The 25,814-nt window shown below is 74.8% G+C and carries 21 protein-coding genes and 1 pseudogene; 9 read left to right on the top strand and 13 right to left on the bottom strand.

The window, feature by feature from the left end:
* Positions 1-168 precede the first annotated feature (168 nt).
* A complete protein-coding gene (locus KIK08_RS23325) occupies positions 169-648 on the top strand; it encodes a phage holin family protein (RefSeq protein WP_214405369.1) in 480 nt (159 codons plus the stop codon).
* Positions 645-1,373, top strand: coding sequence for a DUF3618 domain-containing protein (locus KIK08_RS23320; protein ID WP_214405368.1), 729 nt, complete (start codon positions 645-647; stop codon positions 1,371-1,373). Before KIK08_RS23325 ends, KIK08_RS23320 begins: the two co-directional genes overlap by 4 nt.
* Before the next feature lie 16 nt (positions 1,374-1,389).
* On the opposite strand, the gene KIK08_RS23315 is transcribed toward KIK08_RS23320, so the two are convergent.
* On the bottom strand, positions 1,390-2,814 hold the full coding sequence (locus KIK08_RS23315) for an MFS transporter (RefSeq protein ID WP_214405367.1): 1,425 nt from the start codon (positions 2,812-2,814) through the stop codon (positions 1,390-1,392).
* A 100-nt stretch (positions 2,815-2,914) separates the two neighbouring features.
* Between KIK08_RS23315 and KIK08_RS23310 the strand changes: the two genes are divergently transcribed.
* Positions 2,915-3,439 carry a winged helix-turn-helix transcriptional regulator gene (locus tag KIK08_RS23310; protein ID WP_214405366.1) on the top strand — a complete coding sequence of 175 codons (525 nt, stop codon included), beginning with the start codon at positions 2,915-2,917 and terminating at the stop codon, positions 3,437-3,439.
* 184 nt (positions 3,440-3,623) lie between these two features.
* On the top strand, positions 3,624-5,870 hold the full coding sequence (locus KIK08_RS23305; RefSeq protein ID WP_214405365.1) for a protein kinase domain-containing protein: 2,247 nt from the start codon (positions 3,624-3,626) through the stop codon (positions 5,868-5,870).
* 357 nt (positions 5,871-6,227) lie between these two features.
* On the opposite strand, the gene KIK08_RS23300 is transcribed toward KIK08_RS23305, so the two are convergent.
* From KIK08_RS23300 to KIK08_RS23270, 7 genes are all read right to left on the bottom strand, one after another.
* Positions 6,228-7,907, bottom strand: a complete 1,680-nt coding sequence (locus KIK08_RS23300) for a class I adenylate-forming enzyme family protein (protein WP_214405364.1) — start codon at positions 7,905-7,907, stop codon at positions 6,228-6,230.
* Positions 7,908-7,992: 85 nt separating this feature from the next.
* Positions 7,993-8,538 (bottom strand): NAD(P)H-dependent oxidoreductase, encoded by a 546-nt coding sequence (locus KIK08_RS23295; RefSeq protein ID WP_214405363.1) that lies wholly within the window; start codon positions 8,536-8,538, stop codon positions 7,993-7,995.
* 22 nt (positions 8,539-8,560) lie between these two features.
* Entirely contained in the window at positions 8,561-9,415 is an 855-nt protein-coding gene (locus KIK08_RS23290) for a helix-turn-helix domain-containing protein (protein ID WP_214405362.1), read from the bottom strand.
* A 155-nt stretch (positions 9,416-9,570) separates the two neighbouring features.
* Entirely contained in the window at positions 9,571-10,464 is an 894-nt protein-coding gene (locus KIK08_RS23285) for an ABC transporter permease (protein ID WP_214405361.1), read from the bottom strand.
* Position 10,465: 1 nt separating this feature from the next.
* Entirely contained in the window at positions 10,466-11,713 is a 1,248-nt protein-coding gene (locus KIK08_RS23280) for a quaternary amine ABC transporter ATP-binding protein (protein WP_305849603.1), read from the bottom strand.
* Positions 11,710-12,642 (bottom strand): glycine betaine ABC transporter substrate-binding protein, encoded by a 933-nt coding sequence (locus KIK08_RS23275; RefSeq protein ID WP_214405360.1) that lies wholly within the window; start codon positions 12,640-12,642, stop codon positions 11,710-11,712. The genes KIK08_RS23280 and KIK08_RS23275 overlap by 4 nt, the downstream gene beginning before the upstream one ends.
* Positions 12,643-12,718: 76 nt before the next feature.
* A complete protein-coding gene (locus tag KIK08_RS23270; RefSeq protein ID WP_214405359.1) occupies positions 12,719-13,624 on the bottom strand; it encodes a TauD/TfdA dioxygenase family protein in 906 nt (301 codons plus the stop codon).
* Positions 13,625-14,127: 503 nt separating this feature from the next.
* Here KIK08_RS23270 and KIK08_RS23265 point away from each other — a divergent pair.
* Positions 14,128-15,438 carry an HNH endonuclease signature motif containing protein gene (locus tag KIK08_RS23265; RefSeq protein ID WP_214405358.1) on the top strand — a complete coding sequence of 437 codons (1,311 nt, stop codon included), beginning with the start codon at positions 14,128-14,130 and terminating at the stop codon, positions 15,436-15,438.
* Positions 15,439-15,614: 176 nt separating this feature from the next.
* Here the strand turns inward: KIK08_RS23265 and KIK08_RS23260 are convergent, their stop codons facing one another.
* A complete protein-coding gene (locus tag KIK08_RS23260) occupies positions 15,615-17,345 on the bottom strand; it encodes a sensor histidine kinase (protein WP_308257823.1) in 1,731 nt (576 codons plus the stop codon).
* A gap of 70 nt (positions 17,346-17,415) precedes the next feature.
* On the bottom strand, positions 17,416-17,742 hold the full coding sequence (locus KIK08_RS23255; protein WP_214405357.1) for a hypothetical protein: 327 nt from the start codon (positions 17,740-17,742) through the stop codon (positions 17,416-17,418).
* Positions 17,743-17,899: 157 nt separating this feature from the next.
* Here KIK08_RS23255 and KIK08_RS23250 point away from each other — a divergent pair, with 157 nt between their 5' ends.
* Complete coding sequence (locus tag KIK08_RS23250; RefSeq protein ID WP_214405356.1) at positions 17,900-18,316, top strand: SRPBCC family protein; 417 nt, start codon at positions 17,900-17,902, stop codon at positions 18,314-18,316.
* A 217-nt stretch (positions 18,317-18,533) separates the two neighbouring features.
* On the opposite strand, the pseudogene KIK08_RS23245 reads toward KIK08_RS23250, so the two are convergent.
* The 3 genes and pseudogenes from KIK08_RS23245 to KIK08_RS23235 form a co-directional block, all read right to left on the bottom strand.
* A pseudogene (locus KIK08_RS23245) lies at positions 18,534-18,872 on the bottom strand (histone-like nucleoid-structuring protein Lsr2); the annotation flags it as partial.
* Between the two features lie 471 nt (positions 18,873-19,343).
* A complete protein-coding gene (locus tag KIK08_RS23240) occupies positions 19,344-20,609 on the bottom strand; it encodes an acyltransferase family protein (protein ID WP_214405354.1) in 1,266 nt (421 codons plus the stop codon).
* A 239-nt stretch (positions 20,610-20,848) separates the two neighbouring features.
* On the bottom strand, positions 20,849-22,069 hold the full coding sequence (locus tag KIK08_RS23235; protein ID WP_214405353.1) for a hypothetical protein: 1,221 nt from the start codon (positions 22,067-22,069) through the stop codon (positions 20,849-20,851).
* A 104-nt stretch (positions 22,070-22,173) separates the two neighbouring features.
* On the opposite strand from KIK08_RS23235, the gene KIK08_RS23230 reads away from it, so the two are divergent.
* The 3 genes from KIK08_RS23230 to KIK08_RS23220 form a co-directional block, all read left to right on the top strand.
* Positions 22,174-22,878: a peptidoglycan-binding protein gene (locus KIK08_RS23230; protein WP_214405352.1), complete on the top strand. Its 705-nt coding sequence runs from the start codon at positions 22,174-22,176 to the stop codon at positions 22,876-22,878.
* Positions 22,879-22,882: 4 nt separating this feature from the next.
* Entirely contained in the window at positions 22,883-24,949 is a 2,067-nt protein-coding gene (gene pta, locus KIK08_RS23225; protein ID WP_214405351.1) for a phosphate acetyltransferase, read from the top strand.
* Between the two features lie 374 nt (positions 24,950-25,323).
* A partial coding sequence (locus KIK08_RS23220) for a hypothetical protein (protein WP_214405350.1) occupies positions 25,324-25,814 on the top strand: 491 nt, incomplete at its 3' end.

The raw sequence follows: 25,814 nt of genomic DNA, 5'->3' as shown, positions 1-25,814 counted from the left end.
CGGACCCGCCGGGCCGCCCCCGGTCCCGCCGCCGCTGCCCGGTGAGGTGCCGCCCCGCCCGGGCGGTCCCGCGCACGCGCTGCGGCCGGAGGGCACCACCGTCGGCGAGTACGTCGACGACCTCGAGCGCGGCGGCGTGCCGCCCCGGCCCCGGTCGGACGGCCCCCGATGACCGTCCCCACCCCGCCGACGAGCGGTGCCTACGCACCGGACGCGGCCGCCACGGACCGCCTGGGCACGCCGGACCGGTCCGCCGACGTCGGCGACACCTCGCTGGGCGACCTGATCGGCAACGTCACCCGCGACCTGTCCACCCTGATGCGCCAGGAGCTGGCGCTGGCCCAGGCCGAGGTCAAGCAGGAGGTCTCGAAGTCCGCCAAGGGCGCCGGCCTGTTCGCGGGCGCCGGCGTCGCCGGGTTCTTCGTGCTGATGTTCCTGTCGATGGCCCTCTACGCCGGGCTGTCCAACGTGATGGACGCCGGCTGGGCCGGGCTGATCGTCGCCGTGCTCTGGGCGATCATCGCCGGCGCCCTGTTCGCGGTCGGTCGCTCGAAGATGCAGCAGGTCCACCCGAAGCCCGAGCGCACGGTCGACACCCTCAGCAACGTTCCCGACGCCCTCAAGGGCAACCGAGGAGGCTCGGCATGACCACCCCGAACACCAACGACCCGGACCAGATCCGGCGCGAGATCGAGCGCACCCAGGCCCGGCTGAGCGACGACGTCAACGTGCTCGGCGAGAAGGTCAGCCCGGGCGCCATCGTCAACCGCCGCGTCGACCGCGTCCGCAGCACCGCGGGACGCTGGAAGGACAGGGTCATGGGCAGCAACCCGACGACCACCTACAGCGGCACCCACCTCGGCGGCTCCGGCGGCGGGTTCCACGACACCGCCCAGCACGCGGCGGGCACGGTCTCCGGGGCGGCGTCCTCGGCGGCCGGCACGGTCTCCGACGCGGCGTCGTCGGCGGCCGGCACCGTCTCGGACGCGGCGTCCAGCGCCGCGGGCGCGGTCCAGGCGGCCCCGCAGGCCGTCCGCGAGCAGACCCAGGGCAACCCGCTGGCCGCCGGACTGATCGCGTTCGGGGTCGGCTGGCTGGCCTCCTCGCTGCTGCCGGCGAGCCGGCGCGAGCAGGAGCTGGCCGCGCAGGCCAAGGACCGCGCGTCCGAGCTGGGGCAGCCGCTGGCCCAGGTGGCGAACGAGGTCAAGGACAACCTGGCCGGCCCCGCCCAGGAGGCCGTCGAGTCGGTCCGCTCGACCGCCGTCGACGCCGGGCAGACCGTCGCCGAGGAGGGCAGGGCGGCCACCGGGCACGTCCAGGAGCAGGCCCGCGACTCCGCCGGCACCGTCCGCCAGTCGGCCCAGTCGGGCTGACCCCCGGTCCGCTGGTTCAGGAGAGCCGCGTTCCCGCCCGCTGCGGGTGGGAACGCGGCTCTCCCGCGTCCCGGGGGACCCGGCGCGGGCGCACGAGCAGCACCACGACGGCGCCGACCACGCTGACGGCCGCCGTCACCAGCGCGGCGGCGTTCCAGCCCGCGACCATCGCCGCCGGCTCCGGGTGCGCGGCCAGCACCGCCACGATCGTCACGCCGACGGCGGCACCCAGGTAGCGGGCGGTGTTGTTGGTGCCGCTGCCCACGCCGGCCAGCCCGACCGGCGCGCTGGCCACGGCCTGGCGGGCCAGCGCGGCGTTCAGCACGCCGCTGGCCGCCCCGGCCACCAGCAGCCCGGGCAGCATCCGGGCCGCGCCGGCGCCGGCGTCCAGCCCGGTGAGCATCGCCTGGCCGATCCCGACGCCGAGCAGCCCCGCGGCCAGCTGCGCCCGCGCGCCGAACCGGGCCGGGAGCCTGCGGGCCAGCAGCGCGGTGACCGCGCTGGTCGCCGACCACGCCAGCAGCAGGACCGCCGCGTAGAGGGCGCCGTGCCCGTAGCCGCGCTGCAGCAGCGTCGGCATGAACGACATCAGCGCGATGATCCCCGCCCCGGTGGCCACGGCGGCGACGGCGGCGCCGGTGAAGTCCGGGCGGGCGAACAGCCGCAGGTCGAGCATCGGCGCCGGGCGGCGCAGCTCGACCAGCACGAACGCCACCGCCAGCAGCGCGCCCCCGCCCAGCAGGGCGACCACCGCCGGTCCCCAGCCCAGCCGGACCTCCACCAGCCCGGCCAGCAGCGCGGTGAGCGCTCCGCCGAGCAGCAGCGCGCCCGGCAGGTCGACGCGCTGGCGGCGGTCGCCGCGCGACTCGGCGAGCAGCCGGTGCGCCGCCCAGGCCAGCGGCGCGGCCAGTACCGCGATCAGCCAGTGCGGGCCGCGCCAGCCGACCGCGGTGTCCAGCCCGGCCGCGGCCAGCGGGCCGACCGCGATGCCGACCCCGACGGCCGCCCCCCACACCCCGGTGGCCCGCAGCCGCAGCGGACCGGCCGGGAAGGCGTGGCCGATCAGGCCGAGGCTGCAGGCGAGGATGGCGGCCGCGCCGAGGCCCTGCCCCACGCGGGCCGCGACGAGGGTGCCCGCGCCCGGCGCCAGCGCGGCCAGCACCGACGCCGCGGCCAGCACGAGGGCGCCGGTCGCGAACATCCGCCGGCGCCCGTGGTCGTCGCCGACGGCGCCGGCCGGCAGCAGCGCGACGGCCAGGCCGACGCTCATCGAGCTGAGGATCCACGCCTGCGCGTCGGGCCCGGCGCCGAGCCCGGTCGCCGTGCTGGCCAGGGTGGCCAGCGGGGTGGTGTAGGCGATCATCGCCAGCACCGTGCCGGCCGCGGCGAGGCCCAGGGTGCGGGCCTGCTCGGCGCCTGCCGGTTCGGTCTTCACGGACATGGCAGCTCCATCGGTCTGGTCACCGAACCGTTGCTCGGTTCGTTCACCGAACCACGCCGGTACGGTCCGGTCAACAGACCGAACCTGTAGGCTCGGTCGCATGGCGCTCGGCAAGGACTACGCCGGCCAGGACTGCTCGCTGGCCCGCGCGCTGGAGGACGTCGGCGAGCGCTGGACGCTGCTCGTCCTGCGCGACTGCTTCTTCGGCGTCCGCCGGTTCACCGACCTGCAGGCCCACCTCGACATCTCCCGCGCCGTGCTCACCGCGCGCCTGGCCGACCTGGTGGCCGCCGGCCTGCTCGAACGCCGCGAGTACCGCCCCGGGCGCCACGAGTACCTGCTCACCGAGCAGGGCCGCGCGCTGTGGCCGGCGGTGTTCGCGCTGGTCCAGTGGGGCGAGCGCTTCCGCGCGCCGAACGGGCCGCGCCGGCTGTTCGTGCACGCGACCTGCGGCGCCACCGTCGACCCCACCGGCGCCTGCCCCGGGTGCGGCGCCCACCCCGGCCCGGAGGACCTGGAGATCCACCCCGGCCCGGCGGCCTCGACGCGCCGCGACGACGCGGTCAGCCTGGTCCTGCGCGCACCGCACCGCCTGCTCGAACCGATCACGCCGGGCGCCGGATAACGGTCGGATCATCGATCGGGGCGTCGCTTTACCCATCGGCGGGGGCGCATTATTCTTCCCGGACCAGCAGAACGCACCCGGGGAACGTGGGGGCTCGGGTACCGTGGTGAAGGGCTTCCTCCTGGTAAACGACCTCTCACACCGTCGATCGACCGGCCGCCGACACTCACCGAAGGGGGCGTAGATGCTCCCCCGCGAATTCGGGCACTACCGGCTGGACGTGCTGCTGGGCACCGGCGGGATGGGCGAGGTCTACCTCGCGCACGATTCGCGCCACGAGCGCGACGTCGCCATCAAGCTCCTGCCCGAGATCCTGGCCGGCGACCCGGAGTACACCAGCCGGTTCCGCCGCGAGTCCCGCGTCGCGGCCCGGCTGCGCGAGCCGCACGTCATCCCGATCCACGACTTCGGCGAGATCGACGGCCGGCTCTACATCGACATGCGCCTGGTCGACGGCACCGACATGGGCAAGGTCCTGCAGGACGGCCCGATGGACCCGGGCCGCGCGGTCACCCTCATCGGCCAGGTCGCCGACGCGCTCGACGCCGCCCACGACGACGGCCTCGTCCACCGCGACGTCAAGCCGTCGAACATCCTGCTCACCCGCAACGACTTCGTCTACGTCGTCGACTTCGGCATCGCCCGCTCGATCGGCACCGCCGGCACCTCCCTGACGATGACCGGCGCCGCCGTCGGGACGCTCGACTACATGGCGCCCGAGCGGTTCACCATGAGCGGCATCGACCGCCGCACCGACGTCTACTCGCTGACCTGCCTGCTGCACGAGTGCCTCACCGCCACCCGCCCCTTCAAGGGCAGCGACCTGCCGGCGCTGATGTACGCGCACCTGTTCAACGAGCCGCCGCGGCCCAGCGAGATGGTCCCCGGCCTGCCGCCCGCCCTCGACGACGTGATCAACCGCGGCATGGCCAAGCAGCCCGAGGACCGCTTCGCCACCGCGGGCGAACTCGCCGCAGCCGCCCGCGTGGCCGTCTTCGGCACCGCGTCGAGCACCGCTGCCGTCGCCACCGCGGCGACCGGCGCGTCCACCGGGGCCGTCGCGGCCGCGGCCGGCGCCGGCACGTCCACCGCGGGCGCCGCCACCCGCTCACCCGACGGCGAAGGCCCGACGGCCGTCGTCGCCCGCTCCAACGGCCACGAGGACCGCACCGAGGTCGTCCGCCCCGGCGCGCTGGTCGGCGGGGCCGGCTACGGCCGCCCCGACAACGGCGCGCCCCCGCCACCGGTCGACGACCACCACAACGGCACGCCGCCCCCGCTGCCCCCGGCCCCCTCGTCCGCGCCGAAGCGGCGCGGCGGCACGCTGCTGGCCGCGGCCGCCGTGCTGGTGGTGGCGCTGGCCGCGATCGCGGTCATCTGGTTCCGGCCCTTCGGCGACCCGGCGAACACCAGCAACGGCATCGCCGCGCCCCCCGACCGCGCCTCGGCCAGCCAGTCCACCGGGCCGGAGCCGCCCGCCGAGACGACCGCCCCGCCCGTCGCACCCGCCGCGAGCATCGCCGTGCCGACCGTCGGCGACGCCATCCCCGTCGGCCCGACCCCGGGCTACATGCACATGGCCCCCAACGGCCGCTTCGCCTACATCGCCAACCGCGGCGCCGGCGTGGTGACCGTGCTCGACACGACGATCAACAAGGTCACCGCGACCATCCCGATCCCGCAGGGACCGCCTCAGTTCGTGGCGTTCTCCCCGCGCGGCGAGCGCGCCTACATCAGCGTGTTCAACCCCGACTACACGCTCAACCTGGTCGTCTTCGTCGACACCGGCACCAACACCGTCATCGGCGAGGTCCCGGTCGGCAAGCGGCCGTTCGCCTCGGCGACCACCCCCGACGGCCGCCTGCTCTACGTCCCCAGCCACGACGACGGCCGCCTCGACGTCATCGACACCGAGACCGCCGAGGTGGTCAAGGAGATCCCGGTGGCCCCCAACCCGCACTGGGTGGCGTTCGGCAAGGACGGCCGGTTCATCTACACGGCCAACCACGAGTCCGGCGTGGTGACGGTGCTCGACGCGTCGAACGACGCGGTCGTCACCGAGATCCCGGTCGGCGTCAGCCCGCACAGCACCACCGTCTCCCCCGACGGCAGCCGCATCGCGGTGGTCAACTACGACAGCAACGAGGTCTCGGTGATCGACTCCGCGACCAACCAGGTGGTCGCGACCGTCCCGGTCGACACGAAGCCGCAGGACGTCGCCTACGCCCCCGACGGCCGGTTCTTCTACACCACCAACGTCGAGGCCGACACCGTCGACGTGATCAACGCGGAGACCAACCAGATCACCGCCCGGATCAACACCGGCGACGGCCCGACGAGCATCGCGGTCATGCCGAACGGCAAGCGCGCCTACGTCACCAACCTCAACGAGGGCACCGTGCGGATCCTGGACATCGCCGCGGTGTCCTGAGGCGCTTTCGGCGGTACTGAAGGGCCTGCGGGGCCGCTTCGCGGCCCGGCGGGGCCGCGGGGGCGTCCTCGCAGCACCAGGTGGGTGCCCCTCGCAGCACCAGGTGGGTGCCGCAGGGCGTCCGCGCGCACCCCCAATCGTCCTCGCAGAGTCGCCATGGTCTTCGCAGGCTCCACAGCACCTGCGAAGACCCCACCGCCCCTGCGAAGACGACCCCACCCCCAAGCACGGACCGAACGGGAAGCCCGGCACCCTCCCCAAGCCCCCTGCTCGATCAGAGGTCGCGCGCCGCGAAGGCGCCGCCGGAGGCCCCTCAAAACCGCCGAAGACCCCTCGACCCTCAAGCCGCCGAGCCCCTCACCCGTGGCCCTCCCGCAACTCCCGCTTGAGCACCTTCCCGGTAGCCGTCCGCGGCAACTCCCCGTCGAACCACACCACCGCCGTCGGCGCCGCGAACCCGGCGACCCGCTCCGTCACAGCCGCCCGCAACGCCTCGACATCCCGCGCAGCCCCCGGAGCCGTCCGCACCGCGGCGGCGACTTCCTCACCCAGCGTCGCGTGCGGCAGGCCGTAGACCGCGGCTTCGACCACCCACGGCAGGCTCTGCAGCGCGTCCTCGACCTGGGCGCAGTAGACGTTCTCCCCGCCGCGGATCACCACGTCCTTGAGCCGGTCGACGACGTGCACCCAGCCGTCGCGGACGAAGCCGAGGTCGCCGGTGCGGTACCAGCCGTCGACGAAGGCCTCGGCGGTGGCCGTGGGGTTGCGCCAGTAGCCGCGCACGACGTTCGGGCCGCGGAACCAGAGTTCGCCGATCTCGCCGTCGGGCAGGTCGGTGAGGTCGGCGGGGTCGACGATCCGCAGGTCGGCGCCGGGGGCGGGGCGGCCGACGCTGTCGGGGTGGTCGACGTAGTCGCGCCAGGAGTTCGCGCAGATGGCCGAGGTGGTCTCGGTGGAGCCGTAGCCGTTGGCGGCGAAGGTGCGCGGGCCGAGCGCGGCGTCGATGCGCCCGACGAGCTCGGCGGGGATGGGGGCGCCGCCCATGCCGATGCGGGTCAGGGTGGTCATGTCGTCGGGGTTGGCGATGGCGGCCTCGGCCAGCTCGCGCATGGTGGTCGGCACGCCGGCGGCAGCGGTCAGGCGCTCGTCGCGGACGAGCGCGCGGGCCTCGTCGACGTCCCAGCGGTACTGGGTGGCGATCTTCGCGCCGGTCAGCACGGCGCCGTAGAGGGAGTTGAGCCCGGCGATGTGGAACAGCGGGTAGCTCAGCAGCGTGCCGGGCTGGGCGGTGCTCGGGGCGCTGCCGGTGGCCCGGGCGATGGCCCGCGCCGTCAGCAGCACGTTCAGCGCGTTCGTGATGTGGTTGCGGTGGCTGTGCACCGCGCCCTTGGGGCGGCCGGTCGTGCCGGAGGTGTAGAGGATCGTGGACGGGTCGCCCGGGGTGACGTCGACGTCCGGGGGCGGGGCGGTCAGGTCGAGCGTCGACACCAGGTCGTCCCACTCGCGGGCCGTGGACGCGCCCTCGCCGCGCACCCGGACGACGGGGACGTCGACGTGCCCGGTCAGCCGGGCCGCGCGCTCGCCGTCGGCGACGACCAGCGCGGCGCCGCTGTCGCCGACCGCCCAGACCAGCTCGGGGCCGCTCCACCAGGCGTTGAGCGGCACGGCCACCAGCCCGGCGACCTGGGTCGCCCAGAACACCGGGCTCCACTCCGGGTAGTTGCGCATGGCGATGGCGACCCGGTCGCCGGGGACCAGGCCGTACTCGTCGCGCAGGGCGGCGGCCAGGCCGAGGACGAGCCGCAGGTGCTCGGCGTAGCTGCGGCGCTCGTCGCGGTAGACCGTGAAGGGGCGGTCGCCGAGGTCGGCGGTCGCCAGCAGCATCTCGCGCAGGGTGTGCGGGCCGCGCCGGTAGATCCGCTGGGGGACGCCGTCGACCTCCACCTCGTCCAGCGCGAACTCGCCGTCGGGAGCGGTGAGCGCGGCGATGTGCGGGCCCAGTCCGGTGCTGTCGGCCGGAGTTCGTTCTCCATGCATCATCGTCATCGTCGCACGTAGGGGCGGTGCCGACCGTGCGGCGAAGCTCACCGCCGGAGCCGGGCGACCCCCTTGCGGGGAGCGCTCAGATCTGCGGGGTGATCGCGCTCAGCGCCGCCGACGCCTTGATCGCCGCGGCCAGATCGGCCAGGGCGGCACCGTGTGCACCGGCGAGGGTGGCGCTGTCCTCGGTGAGGGTGGAGCGGTCGACGTAGCCGCCGTGGTCGAAGTACAGCCCCGGTGAGAGCACCTGGACGGCGAAGAAGCCGGCCAGCACGGAGCGCAGGTCGGCGACGGCCAGGAAGTGGTGGCCGCTGGCCCCGGTGAGCACGGTCGCGGCCGCGGTGCCCTGCAGCGGCGCCGACTTCTCCCCCCACTTGCCCCGCTCGGTGCGCTCCAGCAGGTCCTTGAGCAGTGCGCTGTAGGTGGCCCGGTAGACGGGGCTGCCGAACACGACGGCGTCGGCGTCGGCGAAGGCGGCGATCACGCCGTCCGCACCGGCCTGGGAGAGCTCCAGTTGCGACACGGCGGCGCCGGCCTTCTCCGCGCCGGCCAGCACGCCGGCCACGGCGGCCGCCGTGCGACCGCCCGGCTCCGGTCCGGCGACGACGCCCAGGACGTTCAGGCTCATGGCTTCCTCTCGGGGTTGCGGGCTAGCCGGAGACCACGCGCAACGGGTCGGTGCGGCGGCGGGCGAGTCCGGCGAGCGCGGCGGCGGTGGCGTCGTCGGCGGGCAGGTGGACGAGCAGGCGCTGGTCGTCGTCGACGGTCAGGTCGAGCGTCTCGTAGGCCAGGCGCAGCTCGCCCGCCTCGGGGTGGCGCAGCCGCAGCACCCCGGTGGAGCGCGGGAGCGCGTGCACGGCGTCCGCGCTGCGGGTGAACGCGGCCCCCGCGGTCACCGTCAGCTCGTCGACCAGTGCGGCGATGTGCGGGTCGGCCAGGAACGGGCCGTGCTTGAGGGTCGCGACCTGCTCGTCGGCGACGTGCGACCAGTCGGGGAAGGCGTCGCGGGCGCGGGGGTCGGTCAGCACGTAGCGGGCCAGGTTGGGCACCGGGTCGTCCAGCAGCCCGATCGGACCGACCAGGTGCCGGTACCCGGCGGTGTGCGCGAGCACCTCGGTCAGCCGGTTGAGCAGCACCGCGGGCGCCGGTTCGAGGTGGTCGAGGACGGCCCGGACGGTGGGGCGCACGGTGCGCACCGGGGCCGCGCCACCCGTGCACAGGAAGCCGCCCTCGGCGCCCCGGGCCAGCTTGTGCAGGTGCACCCGCTCGTTCGGGGTGAGCTGCAGGGCGTCGGCCAGCGCCGAGAGCACCTGCGCGGACGGGCGGCGGTCGCGGCCCTGCTCCAGCCGGATCAGGTACTCGACGCTGACCCCGGCCAGCATGGCCACCTCGGACCGGCGCAGGCCCGGCGTGCGCCGCCGCGGACCGGCGGGCAGCCCGGCCGCGGCCGGCGAGAGGGCCGTGCGGCGGGTGCGCAGGAACGCGCCCAGCTCGTTGTCGCCCACGACCAGAACCTACCCGCGGCCGGCGCCCCGATGGTGGCCCTGCGACTACCACCACCGGCCTGCGGGTCGTGACCCCGCACCCTCCCGTCGAGAACGACGTTGTCGCGCGGTGGACCGGTCCACAATCACGACAACTTCGTTCTCGACGGGGCCCCTCAGGCGACGGGGGCGGGGGTCGGAGCGGCGGCCGCGGGTTCGCGGTTGCGCAGCTTCGACCAGTACCCCTTCAGCGGCCGCTGGGCCAGCGCCGCGGTGAACCGGTCGAGGAAGATCGCCAGCAGCACCACCGCCAGGCCGCCCTCGAACCCGGCGGCGATGTCGAGCTGGGTCACCGCGCTGACCACGGTGGTGCCCAGGCCGCCCGCGCCGGCCAGCCCGGCGACCACCACCATCGACAGCGCCAGCATGATCACCTGGTTGATCCCGGCCATGATCGAGGGCAGCGCCATGGGCAGCTGCACCTCGCGCAGGATCTGGCGCGGGTGCGCGCCGAAGGCGTGCGCCGCCTCGACGACCTCGGGGTCGACGCCGCGGATGCCCAGCTCGGTCAGCCGGACCGCGGGCGGGATCGCGAAGATCGTGGTGGCGACGACGCCGGGCACCGCCCCGATGCCGAAGAAGAACACCGCCGGGATCAGGTACACGAACACCGGGGTGGTCTGCATGAAGTCGAGGATCGGACGCAGCACGGTGCTGGCCGCGCGCTTGCGGGCCGCCCAGATCCCCAGCGGGACGCCGACGGCGGTCGCGATCACCGCGGCGACCAGCACCACGGCCAGCGTCTCCATCGTCTCCGCCCACAGGTCCAGCGAGCAGATCAGCAGGAACGCCAGCAGCGTGTAGACCGCCAGCCCGACCCCCCGCACCAGCAGCGCGGCCACGGCCAGCACCGGGATCCAGATCCAGAACGGCGGGCCGGTGAGCACGAGGGTCAGCGCGTCGGTGATCGCGGTGACCACGGCGCTGATCGCGTCCAGGACGCCGGGGATCGCGCGCAGCAGCCAGGTGATGAACTCCTCGACGTAGCTGCCGAGTTCGATGCGAGGCATGTCAGCTCCTGCCCGGGGTGACCAGCGCGGCGAGGACCGCGGCCCGGGGCACGACGCCGACCAGCTTGCCCCCGTCGTCGACCACGGCCAGCGGGACGGGGTGGCGGCCGACCTGCTGCAGGATGTCGATCAGCGGGCGGTCGGCGGCGGTGGTGAGGTAGTCGTCGGTCAGGCTGTCCCGGGAGACCTCCTGGGTGCGGGTGGCCTCGGCGAGGGCCAGCCAGTCGTCGTGCACCACGCCGAGGACGCGGTCATCGTCGTCGAGCACGTAGGCGGCGGTGGCCTCGGCCTGACCGAGGCGGTGCAGCACGTCGGCCGGGCGGTCGTCGAGCCGGGCGGTCACCCGCGGCGGGTGGATCACGTCCTGCGCGGTCAGCACGCGGGTGCGGTCGACGTCGGCGACGAAGTCGGCCACGTAGTCGTCGGCCGGCGAGGCCAGGATCTCCGGCCCGGTGCCGACCTGCACCAGGCGGCCGTCCTTGAGCAGCAGGATCCGGTCGCCCAGCAGCATGGCCTCGTTGAGGTCGTGGGTGATGAACACGACCGTCTTGTTCAGCTCGCGCTGCAGCCGCAGCAGCAGGGCCTGCATGTCGCGGCGGATGAGCGGGTCGAGCGCCGAGTAGGGCTCGTCCATCAGCAGCACGTCGGTGTCGCTGGCCAGCGCCCTGGCCAGCCCGACCCGCTGCTGCATGCCGCCGGAGAGCTGGCCGGGCAGCGCGTCGGCGCGCTCGGCCAGGCCGACCTGCTCCAGCGCCCACTCCCCCTTCTCGCGCCGCTCCGCCTCGCCGACCCCGCGGATCTGCAGCCCGTACTCGGCGTTCTGCCGCACGGTGCGGTGCGGCAGCAGGGCGAAGTGCTGGAAGACCATGCTCATCCGCCGGTTGCGCAGTTCGCGCAGCTCGGCGTCGTCCAGGCCGCCGAGGCCGCGGCCGTCGATCTCGATGGTGCCGTCGCTCGGCTCGATCAGCCGGTTGAGCAGCCGCACCAGCGTCGACTTGCCCGACCCGGACAGCCCCATCACCACGAACAGCTCGCCGGGCCGCACGTCGAACGACACGTCGTGCACGGCCAGGGTGACGCCGGTGCGCTTCTGGATCTCGCTGCGCCCGACGCCCTGCCGGGACAGCTCCAGCGCCTCGGTGGCCGCCGGTCCGGACCCGAAGACCTTCGTCAGCCCCTCGCAGCGGATCATCACCCGCTCGGTCTCGGCGCTCTCGGGACGGGCCCGCGCCGTCGTCGGGGTGCTCATGGCCCCACCCACTGCCGGACCAGGTCGGGGTGGTCGGCGACGTAGCGCCGGGCGACCTCCTCGACGTCCTCGTTGTCCACGTCGACGGCCTTCAACATGACCTCGATGTCCCCCAGTGGTAGCTCGAAGCGGGTGAGCAGCTCCTGGAAGCGCGGGCTGGCCCCGGCCAGCTCCTTGCTGCTCGCCGTCCAGGCGGCGTAGGCCGGCATGGCGCAGGCCCCGTTGCCGGTCTCGAAGCAGTCGGGCGAGTACGGCGTCGGCTCCTCCAGCTGGGTCAGCTCGAACTCCTCGAACACCCAGTGCGGGTGGTAGAGGTAGACCAGGATCGGCTCGCGGCGCTCGTAGGCGCGGCGCAGCTCGGCCAGCTGCGCCGCCTCGCTGGAGGTGATCTGCTCCAGCCGCAGCCCGTAGCCGGCCAGCCGCTTCGCGTTCTGCTCGGTGGTGATGAAGCTCGGGTCGGAGTCGACCAGCCGCCCGCCCAGCGCGTCGGCGTAGTCGTTCAGCTGGGTGACGCTGCGCAGCCCGGCCAGCGGCTGCCCCGGCTCCAGCGCGTAGGTCGGCACGAACCAGCCCTGGCCGGCCTCGCCGTAGGTCTCGTGCACCAGGCCGATGCGCTCCTCCGCCTTGGCCGCCAGCTTCTCCTGGTTGGGCATGGCGACCTCGCTGAGCATGTCGACGTCGCCGCGCTGCGCCCCCGCCCACGCCGTCGCCGGGCCCACCTGGATGGTCTTGATCCGGTCGACGCCCAGCTCCGGGTGGGCGGCCACGACCTCGGCCAGGATCGCGTTGGTCAGCTTGGCCGCGCTCCACGGGAACTGGGCGGCGCGCACGGTGGTGCCGGAGCCGGTGGAGCAGCCACCCAGCGCGACCGCCAGGACCAGGCCGGCCAGCAGCGCACCGGCCCGCCGGGCACTCGCGACGAGGGTCAAGGACGGCCCCTTCCGTCGGCGTCGGGAGTGCCCGGATGCTTTCGCGTACCGCCCGCCGCCGCCACTCGGAGCGCGATCAGCCGCTCGCCGGCAGCCCGCGCAGCACCTCGACACCCACCGGCGCCTCACCCCGCAGGGTGACCCGGTGCATCACCCGCCGCGCGCCGCCGTAGTCGCGGTTCGCGTAGTGCACCGTGGCCCGGTTGTCCCACATCGCCACGTCGCCCACCGCCCACCGGTGCCGCACGATGTGCTCCGGCTTGGTGATGTGGGCGTAGAACAGGTCCAGCAGGTGGCGGCTCTCCGCGTCGGAGACGCCCGCGATGTGGCTGGTGAACCCCGGGTTGACGAAGAGCGACCGCCGCCCGGTCTCCGGGTGCACCCGCACGACCGGGTGCTCGATCGGCTCCAACGCCGTGAACGTCTCGCCCTCCCACTGCGAGCCGCGCCCACCGCGCCGCTGGGCGAGGTAGTAGCCGAACTCGCGGGTGCCGTCGTGCACGGCGGTCAACTCGCCGGCCAACCGGCGCACCGGCTCGGACAGCGAGGCGTACGCCAGTTCGAGATCGGCCCACTGGGTGTCGCCTCCGGTGGGCGGCAGGGTGACGGCGCGCAGGATCGACCCGAGCGGCGGCCGCTTCACGAAGGTGACGTCAGTGTGCCACACGTCGGCGAACCCGTTGTCGGCGCTGTCGAGCGCGTAGATCTCGGTGTGCGCCTCGTCGAGGCCGGGCACCACCGGGTGCGACGCCGTCAGCTCGCCCAGCCGGTTGCCCAACGCGATCTGGGTGTCGGGGTCGAGGGCCTGGTCGCGGAAGAACAGCACCTTGTAGGCGGTGAGCGCCCGCCGGACCGCGGCGATCTGGTCGTCGTCGGCGGCGCCGAGGTCGAGTCGGACGATCGCGCCGAACGCGGGCCCGAGCGGCTCGACGTCGAGTGCGGCGGCGGGGGTGGACGGGACCGGACGCAGGGTGGTGGACATGGCTCTCCCGGGATACGGCGGGGGCGTGCGGACGTACGGCGACGGGGCCGTGCGGAGCATCGAGCTGAGCGGTGTGGAGGAACGAGCTGGGCGGCGTGGAGGATCGTCAGCGAGGACACGCCGCGGACTGGAGGCGGCACAGGTCCACGTGCAAGCGCGCGACGAGCCGCAGGTCCACGAGCGTTGATCCTGCGTGGCGGGTGGGTCGTCCGCAACCCCCTTCGGGATCGGGACGCCCGAGGTTGCGCCGGCTTTGGACGAGGTTTCGCCGCGTAGCGCGGGCTGCGGTGGGCGGGCCTGGTGGGTGGTGGTCCTGTTCGCAGCTTCTCCTCCGTTCTGCGGTGGTCCGGTTGGGTTTATCGATAGCGTGGTTGCGCTGCCGGCCGTACCCCAGGAGGGGCGCATTTTGCGTGCGCACACACCATTGCTTGCGCGAAGACTCGCCTGTTGTCCCGCTGCGTAAAACCTCGACCCCGAACGTTTGTGCGAGTAGAATCGAAGACATGATCCCGACCGAACTCGCCACCGCCGGCGACCTCCTCCGCGAGGTTGCCGCGCGTTTACGCGAGAACGGTTCCGGGATGGACGCCTCCGAGGTGATCGCCGCACTCGCCGCCACTCGGGAATTGAGTCGACTGGTCTCGCAGATCCAGGTCGAGACGGTCGCGGTGCTCCGGCGCAGCGGGGCGTTCGCCGCCGCGGGCCATGCCCGGCCGGAATCGGCCGTGGCCTCCGTGCTCGGCGTCGACCGGGGGCGGGCGCGGGAGATCGTGCGGGTCGCCGAACACCTCGACGCGGCGACCTCACCGGCGATGGCCGCCGCGTTCCGCGCGGGGGCCGCGAGCCTGGAGCAGGTCGACCGGACCGCCCAGCTCGCCGGCTCGGCCGTGGCGCGGCGACTTCCAGCTGGTGCGTGGGCCGGGATCGAGCAGCAGATCGCCGCCGCCGCGGGCACCAGCACCGCCCGTGAGCTGGCCAAGTACGGCACCGAACTGGTGCACGCCTACGACCGGGTCGATTCCGACGAGGACCGGGAGCCGGTGCAGGTCAACGAGCTGCACCTCACCCCGCTACCCGGTGGTGGCGGGAAGATCCACGGGATCATCGAAGACCCGGTCCGGTTCGCTTCGATCGCCGCGGTGATCGACGCCAAGGCCGCGCCGCGGACCGCGGAAGACCAGCGCACCGGCCCGGAGCGGGCCGCCGACGCGCTGGCCGAGGTGTGCGGGTTCGTCGCCGATCACGGCGACAAGGTCCTGCCCAGCACCGGCGGATGGCGCCCGCACCTGCTGCTGACCGTCGAACTCGCCGACCTGGAGAACCGCGCCCAGGCCGCCTGCCTGGACTTCGGCGGCCACCTCGACCCGGCCGGGCTGCGGATGCTGTGCTGCGACGCCGCGGTCACCCCGATCGTCATGAACGGCACCGGGAAACCCCTCGACGTCGGACGCACCCAGCGGATCATCCCACCGGCCATCCGGAAGGCCATCACCGCCCGGGACCGCGGATGCGCCCACCCCGGATGTGACCGACCACCGAGCTGGTCGGAGATCCACCACATCCGCGAATGGTCACAAGGCGGAGCCACCCGGGTCGACAACCTGGTCATGCTGTGCCGGCTGCATCACCGCGAAATCCATGCCACCGCCTGGACGGTGAGAATCGCAGCCGACGGACTACCGGAGTTCATCCCTCCCGCCTGGGTCGATGCAAATCGCACACCACGGCGGCATCCGAGAATCACCCCGGATCCGGATTCACCGTGCCCGGTTCAGGCCGAGCCTGTTCGGAGGCTCACCCATGCCGGTCGCTGAGTTGTGGGGCGCTGGCGCCCACGAATCCCTCGGAGCCCCTGCTCGATCAGAGGTCGCCCGCCGCGAAGGCGCCGCCGGAGGCCCCTCAAACGCCGGAGGCCCCTCAAACGCCTCAAGAGCCGGAGGCGGCCACGCCGGAGGCCCCGGAAACCATCAACACCCCACAACCCGAACTGCTAAGAGACCTCGGCATCGAGCGACACCCGCCACGTGAGCCGGGTGCCGTGCGGCTGGATCGGACCGACGGTCAGCGTGCCGCCGCAGGCCTGGGCGCGGTCGTCGAGGTTGCGCAGGCCGCTGCGGGCGGCGCCGGGGTCGATGCCCGAGCCGTCGTCGGTGACGTCGAGCACGAGGGCGCCGTCGCCCGCCTCGACCGTCAGCGTGATGCTGGTCGGGCGGCCGTGGCGGACGGCGTTGCTCACCGCTTCGCGGACCACGGCCACCGCGTGCACGCCGACGGCGTCGGGCACGAGTGCGTCGATCGGGCCGGAGATGCGGACGGCGGGCGAGATGCCGGAACCGGCCGCGGCCTCGGCGGCGGTGTCCAGCAGCCGCCTGCGCAGGCCGGTGGCGGTGCCGTCGTCGAGGGTGTGCAGGTCGAAGATGGCGGTGCGGATGTCGCGGACGGTGCGGTCGAGCTCGCCGACGGCCTGCTGGACGCGGTCGCGGACGGTGGGGTCGTCGAGGCGGCGCAGGGTGCTCTGCAACTGCAGGCCGGTGGCGAACAGGCGCTGGATGACGTGGTCGTGCAGGTCGCGCGCGATGCGGTCGCGGTCGGCGAAGACGTCGAGCTTGCGCTGGGTGCGGCTGCGCTCGCCGAGGGCCAGCGCCAGCGTGGCCTGGTCGGCGAAGGAGGTCAGCAGGGGCACGACGCCGGGCTGGAACGGGGTCGCGTCGACCCGGCGCAGCGCCACCAGCACCCCGGTGACCGACTCCTGCGACTGCAGCGGCACCGCCACGACCGAGCCGTGCGGCGGGCCGTCGCCGAGGCCGTCCAGGACGTCGCCCTCGCGGCCGGCGAGCACCGCGGCGCGGCCGTCGACGACCTCGCGCAGCAGGGCGTCGCCGCTGTCGACGGTGCGGCCGATCAGGTCGGTGCCGTCCGGGCCGGCCAGGGCCCGCACGTGGAAGGCCTGGTCGTCGGGGTGGGGCCCGAGCAGGATCGCGGTGGTGTCGGCCTCGATCAGCTCCAGCGTGCGCCGGGCGATCAGGGCGAGCGCGTCGGCGTCGCTGGCGCCGGCCAGCAGCTCGCCCTGGATCTCCGCGGACGCCGCCAGCCACCGCTGCCGGCCGCGGGCCTGCTCGAACAGGTCGGCGTTCTGCACGGCGATGCCCGCCGCCGCGGCCAGCGCTTCGACCACCGCCTCGTCGGCCGCGGTGAACTCGCCGCCGCCGGCCTTCTCGGTGAGGTAGAGGTTGCCGAACACGGCGTCGCGCACCCGCACCGGCACACCGAGGAACGTGCGCATCGGCGGGTGGTTGGGCGGGAAGCCGACCGAGGCCTCGTGGCTGCCCAGGTCGGCCAGCCGCAGCGGGCGCGGGTCGAGGATGAGCTGGCCGAGCAGGCCCTTGCCCTCGGGCAGGGTCCCCATCCGCGACCGGGTCTCGTCGTCCACGCCGACGTGCAGGAAGCGGCTCAGTCCGCCGCCCGCGCCGAGCACGCCCAGCGCGCCGTAGCGGGCGTCGACCAGGTCGGCGGCGGCCTGCACGATCCGGCGCAGCGTGGTGTCGAGGTCGAGGTCCTCGGCGACGACGAGCACCGCGTCGAGCAGGCGCTGCATGCGGTCGCGCGTGCGCATGATCTCGACGAGCCGCTCCTGGACCTCCCGCAGCAGCTCGTCGAGGCGCAGGTTGGACAGCACGTCCGACATCGCCCGCGGGTGCCCACTCGCTTCGCCGCTCGTCACCGGCCCTCCTCCGCTCTCCGCCCCGTCGAGGAGAAGCTTGCCCGACGACGGCCGGTCACGGGGCGCGACCTCAGACGGCGGCGACGACTTCGCGGTAGGCGCGGAAGGCGTGCAGCAGCGCCGAGCCGGGGTCGACGTCGTCGGCGCCCTCGACGAGCAGCCAGCCGCCGCGCTCGGCGAGCGACCACGACGTCAGCAGCAGCGTCTCCAGCAGCTCCCCGGGCACCCCGTGCGCGCCGGACAGGTCGACGATGACGTGCCGGACGCCGGTCGAGACGACCGTGGCGAGCAGTTCCTGCACGCGCCCGACCACCGGGGCGGTGAGGTGGCCCTCGACGCTGAGCACGGCGTCGGCCGGGCCGCGCAGGACGACCGCGATCGTGCTGGTGTCGGTCATGGAGGGCCTCCCTGGTGCTCGTACGCGCCTCCGGACGGCGACCAGTCCACCGGGTCGCCCCGGTCGGCACTAGGGCCGTTGGTCCTGATCGGGTCGGCGGGCGTCCACCGCTCGGCCGCCGGGGGGTAGACCTCTCACCAGCGGGTACCGGAGCGCCATGGGCGACTACGAGCACACCGCGACCGTCACCGCCGACCCCGACGAGCTCTTCGACTACCTGTCCGACGTGCACAACCTCCCCGACTACTTCGCCACGATGCGCGAGGCCGAGCTCACCGGGGCCAGCTCGCACGGCGGCGAGGAGGTGCACGTCGTCGCCGAGGTGGAGGGCGCGCACCGGGAGGGCGAGGCGTGGATGACCCGCGACGCCGAGCGCCGGACCCTGACGTGGGGTTCGGAGGGCCCGAACGGCTACCGGGGCGACCTGCGCGTCGAGCCGGCCGGTGACGGCTCGGAGGTGACCGTGCGGCTGCACACCGAGCGCGCCGACGGTCCGGGCATCCGCGCCGGGCTGGAGCGGACGCTGACCTCGATCAAGGAGAAGGTCGAGGGGCCGGTCGTCGACGGGTCGTAGGGCGGGTGGCCGAGGGCGACAGCATCGCCGGCCTCGCCGCCCGGCTGCACCCGGCAGCTGGCCGGGTGCGGGCCGGCGGGCCTCAGCTGGCGGCCTGGCTCACGGCGAAGGGGTCGGTGACCGAGGGCCGGTTCTTCTTCGGCTCGTCATCGGCCGGCACCGCGGTCACCTCGGCGTCGCCGGCCGTGTCGTTCCCCGACGCGGACTCCTCCGCGCCGTGGCGCTTGTCGTACGCCTCCACCACCGCGCTCGGGATGCGGCCGCGCTCGGAGACCTCGAAGCCGTTGGCCCGTGCCCATTCGCGCACGGCGACGGCGTGCTCCCGGTCGTAGGAGCCGCGCTTGGCCGGGCGCTGCGCCGCGGCGGCGCCGCGGCGGGCACCGCCCGCGCGGCGGGCGGCGGCGACGAACTCGGCGAGCCCGTCGCGCAGGCGGGCGGCGTTCTCCTCGGACAGGTCGATCTCGTACTCGCGGCCCTCGAACGCGAAGCGGACCGTTTCGACGGCGGTCGACCCGTCCAGGTCGTCGACGAGTCGGGTCTCGATTCGCTGTGCCACTGCCACGTCCATTCGCTCGCTGATCCAACCTGGCGCCGCCCGGCGGAGGAACTCCGGACCGGCGGCAAAGCGCTACTCGCCAGCGCTTACCACCACCATAGTGGAAGCTGCGCCGGAGGGGGCGGGCAGTGCCTTTGTCCACCATTCCACCGAACCCCGCGCACACCCGGGCGGATGTGCGAGCCGCACGGCCGGCGAGCCTCCGACCTGCAGCGGACCGCGGGACGCCGGTTCTCCCGCGTACGCAGCGTGCCCAAACCGCTGCGGATACCCGTTATCCCGGAGGTCGGTGTCGCGCGAACGGACGCGCACGTCACACGGCGTACCCCCGCGGCCGGATGGACCGGGTCCGGCGCGTTCCGCGGCCGCGGCGCGCCGGTCCCCGGTCGTCACGCGCGGCCCGACCAATGCGGGAATCCGTTCGCCGGAACGCGCCGCTGAAACGGTGGCCGGAATAGGGCCGGCGGTCGTTCACCGGGTCCACGACGCGGCGGCGGTCTCGGCCCGCACGCGCGGCATCGGCATCGTCAGCGCGTCGGCGTGCGGCCGGAGCGAGGCGTACACGGGCATGGTGACGTCGTCGTCGGGCCAGGAGGCCCGGACGTGGGCGATCGGCACGACCGGGATCGGGACGGTCGGGTCGGCCACCGGGGGTGCCTGCGGCGCGTCCGCCGCCGCGGCGGCGGCCACCGACGTCGCGCCGCCCGGCAGCTCGAACAGCCACCCGGCCCGCACGCGGTGCGCGAGCGCCTGCAGGCCCAGGCTGACCCCGACCAGGGCCGCGGTGAGCAGCACCGGTTCGAGCACGGCGAGCCCGAACCGCACGGGCAGCGGCCCGGCGCCCAACGGCCCCAGCAGGGCCCAGTGCGCCAGCACCAGCGCCGGCATGTGGATGACGTAGATGGGCAGGGTCTGGCGGCCCAGCGCGGCCATCGGCCGACCGATCCGCCGCACGCCGGACAGCTTGGCCATCACGGTGATGCCGAAGACGGTCCCGATGGCGCCGGAGACCGGCCACACCCCGGGGACCTCCTTGGCGTTCAGCCCCACCATGGCCGCCAGCACCGCGCCGAGCGCGGCGCCCGTCACCGCCACCCGCACCCAGCTGGTCCGGTCGGCCAGGTCGACGACGTGCCGGCGCAGGTACAGCCCGGCCAGGAAGAACAGCAGGTTCTGGTAGAGCGCGCCGCGGTTGCCCGGCGAGTCGATCCAGTTGGCGGCCGAGGCCGCGGAGAGCACGAAGGCGACCGCGAGCACCGGCGCGGCGGGCACGGTGCGCAGCAGCTTCGCGATCACGAAGTAGACCGCCAGCGCCATCAGGTACCACAGCGCCGTCGGCGTCATGGTGAGCTGTTCGAGCAGCTGCGCGCCGTCGCGCGCGATCTCGGTGTCGAACGGGACCGGCACCGGCGCCATGACGGCCGTGTGGACCAGCAGCCAGACGATGTAGAGGTAGAGGAACCGCGCCACGCGCGTCCGCGTGACCACCGCCCACGGTCGGTGCACGGCGGCGGCGGCGAACATTCCCGAGATCGCGAAGAAGAGCGGCATCCGCATCGGCAGGAGCATCCGACCGAACACGCTCCACGCCTCGGGCAGCGGGATCGGCAACTCCCAGTCGACGTAGAGGTAGTGCTTCCAGATGACGTGCCAGCTGACGACGAGCAGGATGCACAGTCCTTTGGCCGCGTCGGCCCAGACCGCGCGGTCGGCGGAGGGGGCGTCGGGGGTCGCCACCTTCCTGTGCTTGGACGTCGTCGAGCCGCGCAGCGCGCGCGAAGTCACACGTGTGCCTTTCTGCCGCACCGTCCGTCAACGGGGGAGCAACGGACGCGGCCGGTGGGGGAGCGGGCCGGTGGCTGGGCGGGACCAACCGATCGGGCGATCGTGTCATGCGCTGTCAACCCCTGGGGGGCCGGCTCGCGACGTTCAGGTGAACAGCCGTCACCCTCCGTTGACGATCTCCCGGTTTGCGCTCACCCCGTGGAGTGGGCCGGGACGAGCAGTCGCCTCGTGCGCGGGACGAGGACCAGCGCGGCGCCCGGGAGCAGCGCGACCAGCAGCCAGACCGGCCACAGCCAGCCGGGCGCGTCCGTCGGGCCCGTTCCGCCCGCGGCAGCGGGCTCGGCCCGCGCCCAGGCCAGGAACGCGTCGGCCACCGGCAGCAGCCCGAACGCGTAGCGGCGCCCGTCGAACCACGGAACGGGCAGCGCGAACAACTCGGCCTCCGCGTCCAGCGTCGCGGCCAGGCCGGTGTCGCCCTGCCGGTCCGCCGCCGCCAGCGCCACGGCCGAGGCGCTCAGCGAGACCCCGGCGATCAGCGGCCCCGAGTCGACGTCGCCCTCCCCCTCGGTGCCGACCGGGTACTCCCGCACGCCGACCAGCCCGAGCTCCCGCACCACGAACGCCTCGACGAACCGGCGGTAGTCGGTGGCGGCGGCGCCCGGGTCGATGTCGGGCAGGAAAGCCAGCATCAGCGCCTGCGACGACGCGCGCGGCCCCTCCAGCACCGTGCCGTCGGCGGCGAGCCGGTGCGGCAGCAGGCCCGTCGCCGGGTCGCGCACCGCGCGCGTCCGCGCCGTCCACCATTCGACCGCCTCGTCGACGCCGGGCACCGCGGCGACCGCGCGCGAGCGGGCCAGCGCCGCCACCGCGACGACGGTGTCGCACGGCCAGACCTGCCCCGGGTAGGCCTCCAGGAAGCCGTCGGCGTCAGCGGTCAGCGCGTCGCGCAACTCTCCCGCGCGTCGGGCCACGTCGGTGCGGTCCTCCGCCCGCTCGGACAGCCGGGCCACCTCGACGGCCAGGGCCAGCGACCAGCCCGCCCAGAACACGCCGTTGGCCGGCTGCGCTGTGGCCGGGAACGGGGCGGTACCCGCCGGCGAGCCCAGGGCGTCGAGGGCGGTGCGCGCCACGCGCAGCGCGTCGGCGTCGCCGGGCGCGGCGGGCCGGGCCGCGGCCAGGCCGGTGAGCACGTGGGTGAAGAAGTAGCCCTCCGGGAAGAGCGCCTGCATGTCCTCGCCCGCCCCGCCGGCCAGCGCCGACTCCAGGAACCGCACCTGCTCGGCGCGCTCGCCGTCGCCGGTCGGGACGGCGACCACCCACGCCACCCGGCAGGCCGCCAGCACGCTCAGCGCCACCACGACGACTCCCAGGACGCGCGCGACGCGCCGGCGCGGCCGCGGGGAGTCGATCACGGCCGGCAGCATGGCAGGCCGGCCCCGCGCCCGGATCCGTCGCCGCCCGTACGCAGTTCTACGTATTGCCGTACATCGCGTGCCCCGCCGCGATCCTCATCCACATGGCGACCTCGCGGAACGGCTGGCCCGCCGGCGATCGGACCGAACTCGACATCCGCACGTTCGTCGTGCCCGGCACCGACGTCCACCTGGCGCTGCGCGCCGACGTCGCCCCGCTGCTGCTGGAGATGGCCCTCTGGTGGCACCGCACCGTGGAGCCGCTGCACGCCGACTGGTGCGAGGGCTACTCCTACCGCTGCGTCCACGGCGGCGACGCGCTGTCCAACCACGCCAGCGGCACCGCGGTCGACCTCAACGCCCCGCTGCACCCGACCGGTCGGGCGGGCACGCTCGGCCGGTTCCGCGTCGCGGTGACGCGCAAGGCCGCCTCGCTCGGGCTGCGCAGCGGCGCGCTGCACCGCCGACCGGACGAGATGCACGTCGAGGTGATCGTGCCGGCGCAGCGGGCTGCGGAGCTCGTCGCGGCGCTCGGGACGCCGCCGCCGCCCGCGACGCCGGGACCCGTGCTGCGCCGGGGCGCGCGGGGCGGGGCGGTCCCCGAGGCGCAGCGCCTGCTGGCCGCCTGGTGCCCGTACCTGGGCCTGGTCGTCGACGGTGACTTCGGCCCGGCGACCGAGGCCGCGGTGCGCGAGCTGCAACGGCGCACGGGCCTGGCGACCGACGGCGTCCTCGGCCCGCGGACGCTGCGCGTGCTGGGGATCAGCGACCTGGCCCGGGCGTGGGCGGGTGGGGCGGACGTAGCCTGACCGCGTGGCGCGCACCCTGCTGGCGGTCCCCACCGGCCGCCGCGTCGGCCTGACCTCGACCTGCCTCGGCCTGGTCACCGCGTTCGACCGGGCCGGCGTCGAGGTCGGGTTCGTCAAACCCATCGCCCAGCCCCGGCGCTCCGGGCCGGCCGGCGACTCCTCGGCCGCGCTCGCCCGGGCGCTCACCCGGCTGCGCCCGCCCGACCCCGTCCCGGCCGACCGGGCCGCGGCGCTGCTGGGGGCCGGCCGCCAGGACGAGCTGATGGAGCGCATCGTCGCACTCGTCGAGCCGCAGGCCGCCAGCGACGTGCTGGTCGTCGAGGGGCTGGTGCCCTCGCCCGAGCACGTCTGGTCGACCCGGGTCGACTCGGCGCTGGCCGGCGCCCTGGACGCCGACGTGCTGCTGGTCGCCGACGGTTCCTCGGGCGCCGACCCGGCAGCGCTGGCCGAGTCGGTCGCGATCGCCGCGGCGCCCTACCGCTCCGGGGAGCTGCGCCGGGTGGCCGGCTGCGTGGTGACCCGGGTGCCCGCCGACGCCGACGCCGCCGCCATCGCCGACGCACTTGCCCGCCACGACATCCCGCTGGGCGGCGCCGTCCCGTTCCGGCCGGAGGTCACCTGGCCGAGGGTCGACGACGTGGCCCGCGAGCTCGGGGCGCGCACGCTCGTCGCGGGCGACGGGTCGCGGCGGGTGTCCGAGGTGCTGGTCTGCGCCCAGGCCGTACCGGGGCTGCTGGCGCGGCTGCGCGACGGGGCGCTGCTGCTCGTGCCGGGCGACCGCCACGACGTCGTCATGGCCGCCTGCCTGGCCGCGATGAACGGGATGCGGCTGGCCGGGCTGCTGCTGACCGCGGGCGTCGAGCCGCACCCGGACGTGCTGGCGCTGACGTCGGCGGTCGAGGGGCTGCCGATCCTGGTGGTCGACGAGCTGACCTACCCGACGGCCGTGCGGCTGCACGAGATCGACCCCGAACTGACCGCCGACGACCTCGACCGTGCCCGCCGGGTGGCGGCGACCGTCGCCGACGCCCTCGACCCCGAGTGGCTGCACTCCCTGGCCGGGGCCGGCCGGCGCCGGCGGCTCACGCCGGCCGCGTTCCGGCACCGCCTCGTCGGGTCCGCCCGCCGGGCCGACGCCCGGATCGTGCTGCCCGAGGGCGCCGAGCCGCGCACCGTCCGGGCCGTCGTCTCCTGCGCCGAGCGCGGCATCGCCCGCCCGCTGCTGCTGACCGACCCCGCCGCGCTCGAGGCGACGCTGCGCTCGACCGGCCTCGCCCTGCCCGGCGGCGTCGAGGTCGTCGACCCGGCGGAGGTGGCCGACCGCTACGTCGACCGGCTGGTCGCCCTGCGCGCGCACAAGGGCATGACCCCCGCGATGGCCCAGGAGCGCCTGGGCGACCCGATCACCGTCGGCACCATGATGCTGGAGGCCGGGGAGGTCGACGGCCTGGTCGCCGGCGCCGTGCACACCACGGCGGCGACGGTGCGCCCGGCGCTGGAGCTGATCAGGGTGGCCCCCGGCGCCCGGCTGGTGTCCTCGGTGTTCTTCATGCTGCTGCGCGACGAGGTCGTCGTCTACGGCGACTGCGCGATCAACCCCGACCCCACCGCCGAGGAACTCGCCGACATCGCCGTGCAGAGCGCGGAGAGCGCCGCCGCCCTCGGCGTCGAGCCGCGCATCGCGATGATCAGCTTCAGCACCGGGGTCTCCGGCGCGGGCGCCGACGTGGAGAAGGTGGCCGCGGCCACCGCGCTGGTCCGCGAGCGGCGCCCGGACCTGGCCGTCGACGGCCCCCTGCAGTACGACGCCGCCGCGGTCGGCTCGATCGGGCACAGCAAGCGGCCGGGCAGCCCGGTCGCCGGGAAGGCGACCGTGTTCGTCTTCCCCGACCTCAACACCGGCAACACGACCTACAAGGCGGTGCAGCGCAGCGCCGACGTCGTCAGCATCGGCCCGATGCTGCAGGGCCTGGCCAAGCCGGTGAACGACCTCAGCCGCGGCGCCGAGGTCGAGGACATCGTCTACACGATCGCGCTGACCGCCATCCAGGCCCGCGCCCCGCGCCCGTAGCCGGAGGCGACGGGCCGGCGGGAGAGACCGCGACCGCCGGGAACCGCGGTGCGCGGGAGCCGGGGCGCGACGAGCTGCGGTACGCGCGGTCCCGCGTACCGACCGGTAACCACGATCGGCGGACGGACGGCGCTCGCGCGGCGACGTGCGGCAGGACGAGCGGTACCCGGCGCGGCCCGGCTCCGATCACCCGATCGTGCCGGCGTTCGTCGCAGGGCGTCGTCCCCCGGCCTCAGCCGAACGGCTCAGGACACCCGGACGGGGAACGGCGCGGTTAGCGTCGGACCGCAGTGATAACGAGTTGATCACGGTCGCGGATCCGGGGGCAACCGCCCCCGCCGATGGATCCCGTCGTACAACCCGGAAGGAACCACGTGGCCCGGCACCGCTCCCCGCACGGCCGGCGCGCCCGTCCCCACGGCCTGGTGGAGGGTGCGCTGGCGGTCGCCGTCCCGCACGTCCACATCGCCGCGGGCGGGCTCGCCGAGAGCACGGCCAAGCCCGGTCGGCTGGTGGCGCTGGCCGTCGCCGGCGCGACCGTCGCCGCCGCCGGCCAGCAACTGCTGGTGCACGGCGCCCCGGTGGTCGCCGACGGGGCCACCGCGCTCCGCACCGCACTCGGCGACGTCTTCGGCCCCGAGCCCGTCGTCGGCGTCGCGGCCCCCGAGCAGGTCGCCTCGATCGCCGCGGTGCAGCCGCTCGTCGTCGACGCCGCCGGGCTGGTCAAGGCGGCCGACCTGCAGGCGGCCGCCGCCGAGCAGGCCCGCCTCGCCGAGGAGGCCAGGGTGGCGGAGGCGGCGCGGGTGGCCGAGGAGGCCCGGCGCGCCGAGGAGGCCAGGGTCGCGGCCGAGGCGCAGGCCGCCCG

Source organism: Pseudonocardia lacus (genome assembly GCF_018531445.1).
GTDB classification, from domain to species: Bacteria; Actinomycetota; Actinomycetes; order Mycobacteriales; family Pseudonocardiaceae; genus Pseudonocardia; species Pseudonocardia lacus.
Note: the sequence above shows the minus strand (reverse complement) of the source record. Positions and strands in the feature narration are given on the sequence as shown.

Excerpts from the sequence above, each read along its gene's own strand:
- KIK08_RS23295 (WP_214405363.1), bottom strand. The coding sequence starts at position 8,538 with ATGAGCCTGAACGTCCTGGGCGTCGTCGCCGGACCGGAGCCGGGCGGT.
- KIK08_RS23270 (WP_214405359.1), bottom strand. The coding sequence starts at position 13,624 with ATGTCCACCACCCTGCGTCCGGTCCCGTCCACCCCCGCCGCCGCACTC.
- KIK08_RS23305 (WP_214405365.1), top strand. The coding sequence starts at position 3,624 with ATGCTCCCCCGCGAATTCGGGCACTACCGGCTGGACGTGCTGCTGGGC.
- KIK08_RS23320 (WP_214405368.1), top strand. The coding sequence starts at position 645 with ATGACCACCCCGAACACCAACGACCCGGACCAGATCCGGCGCGAGATC.
- KIK08_RS23315 (WP_214405367.1), bottom strand. The coding sequence starts at position 2,814 with ATGTCCGTGAAGACCGAACCGGCAGGCGCCGAGCAGGCCCGCACCCTG.
- KIK08_RS23280 (WP_305849603.1), bottom strand. The coding sequence starts at position 11,713 with ATGAGCACCCCGACGACGGCGCGGGCCCGTCCCGAGAGCGCCGAGACC.
- KIK08_RS23250 (WP_214405356.1), top strand. The coding sequence starts at position 17,900 with ATGGGCGACTACGAGCACACCGCGACCGTCACCGCCGACCCCGACGAG.
- KIK08_RS23255 (WP_214405357.1), bottom strand. The coding sequence starts at position 17,742 with ATGACCGACACCAGCACGATCGCGGTCGTCCTGCGCGGCCCGGCCGAC.
- KIK08_RS23285 (WP_214405361.1), bottom strand. The coding sequence starts at position 10,464 with ATGCCTCGCATCGAACTCGGCAGCTACGTCGAGGAGTTCATCACCTGG.
- KIK08_RS23300 (WP_214405364.1), bottom strand. The coding sequence starts at position 7,907 with ATGCATGGAGAACGAACTCCGGCCGACAGCACCGGACTGGGCCCGCAC.
- KIK08_RS23310 (WP_214405366.1), top strand. The coding sequence starts at position 2,915 with ATGGCGCTCGGCAAGGACTACGCCGGCCAGGACTGCTCGCTGGCCCGC.
- KIK08_RS23265 (WP_214405358.1), top strand. The coding sequence starts at position 14,128 with ATGATCCCGACCGAACTCGCCACCGCCGGCGACCTCCTCCGCGAGGTT.
- KIK08_RS23230 (WP_214405352.1), top strand. The coding sequence starts at position 22,174 with ATGGCGACCTCGCGGAACGGCTGGCCCGCCGGCGATCGGACCGAACTC.
- KIK08_RS23325 (WP_214405369.1), top strand. The coding sequence starts at position 169 with ATGACCGTCCCCACCCCGCCGACGAGCGGTGCCTACGCACCGGACGCG.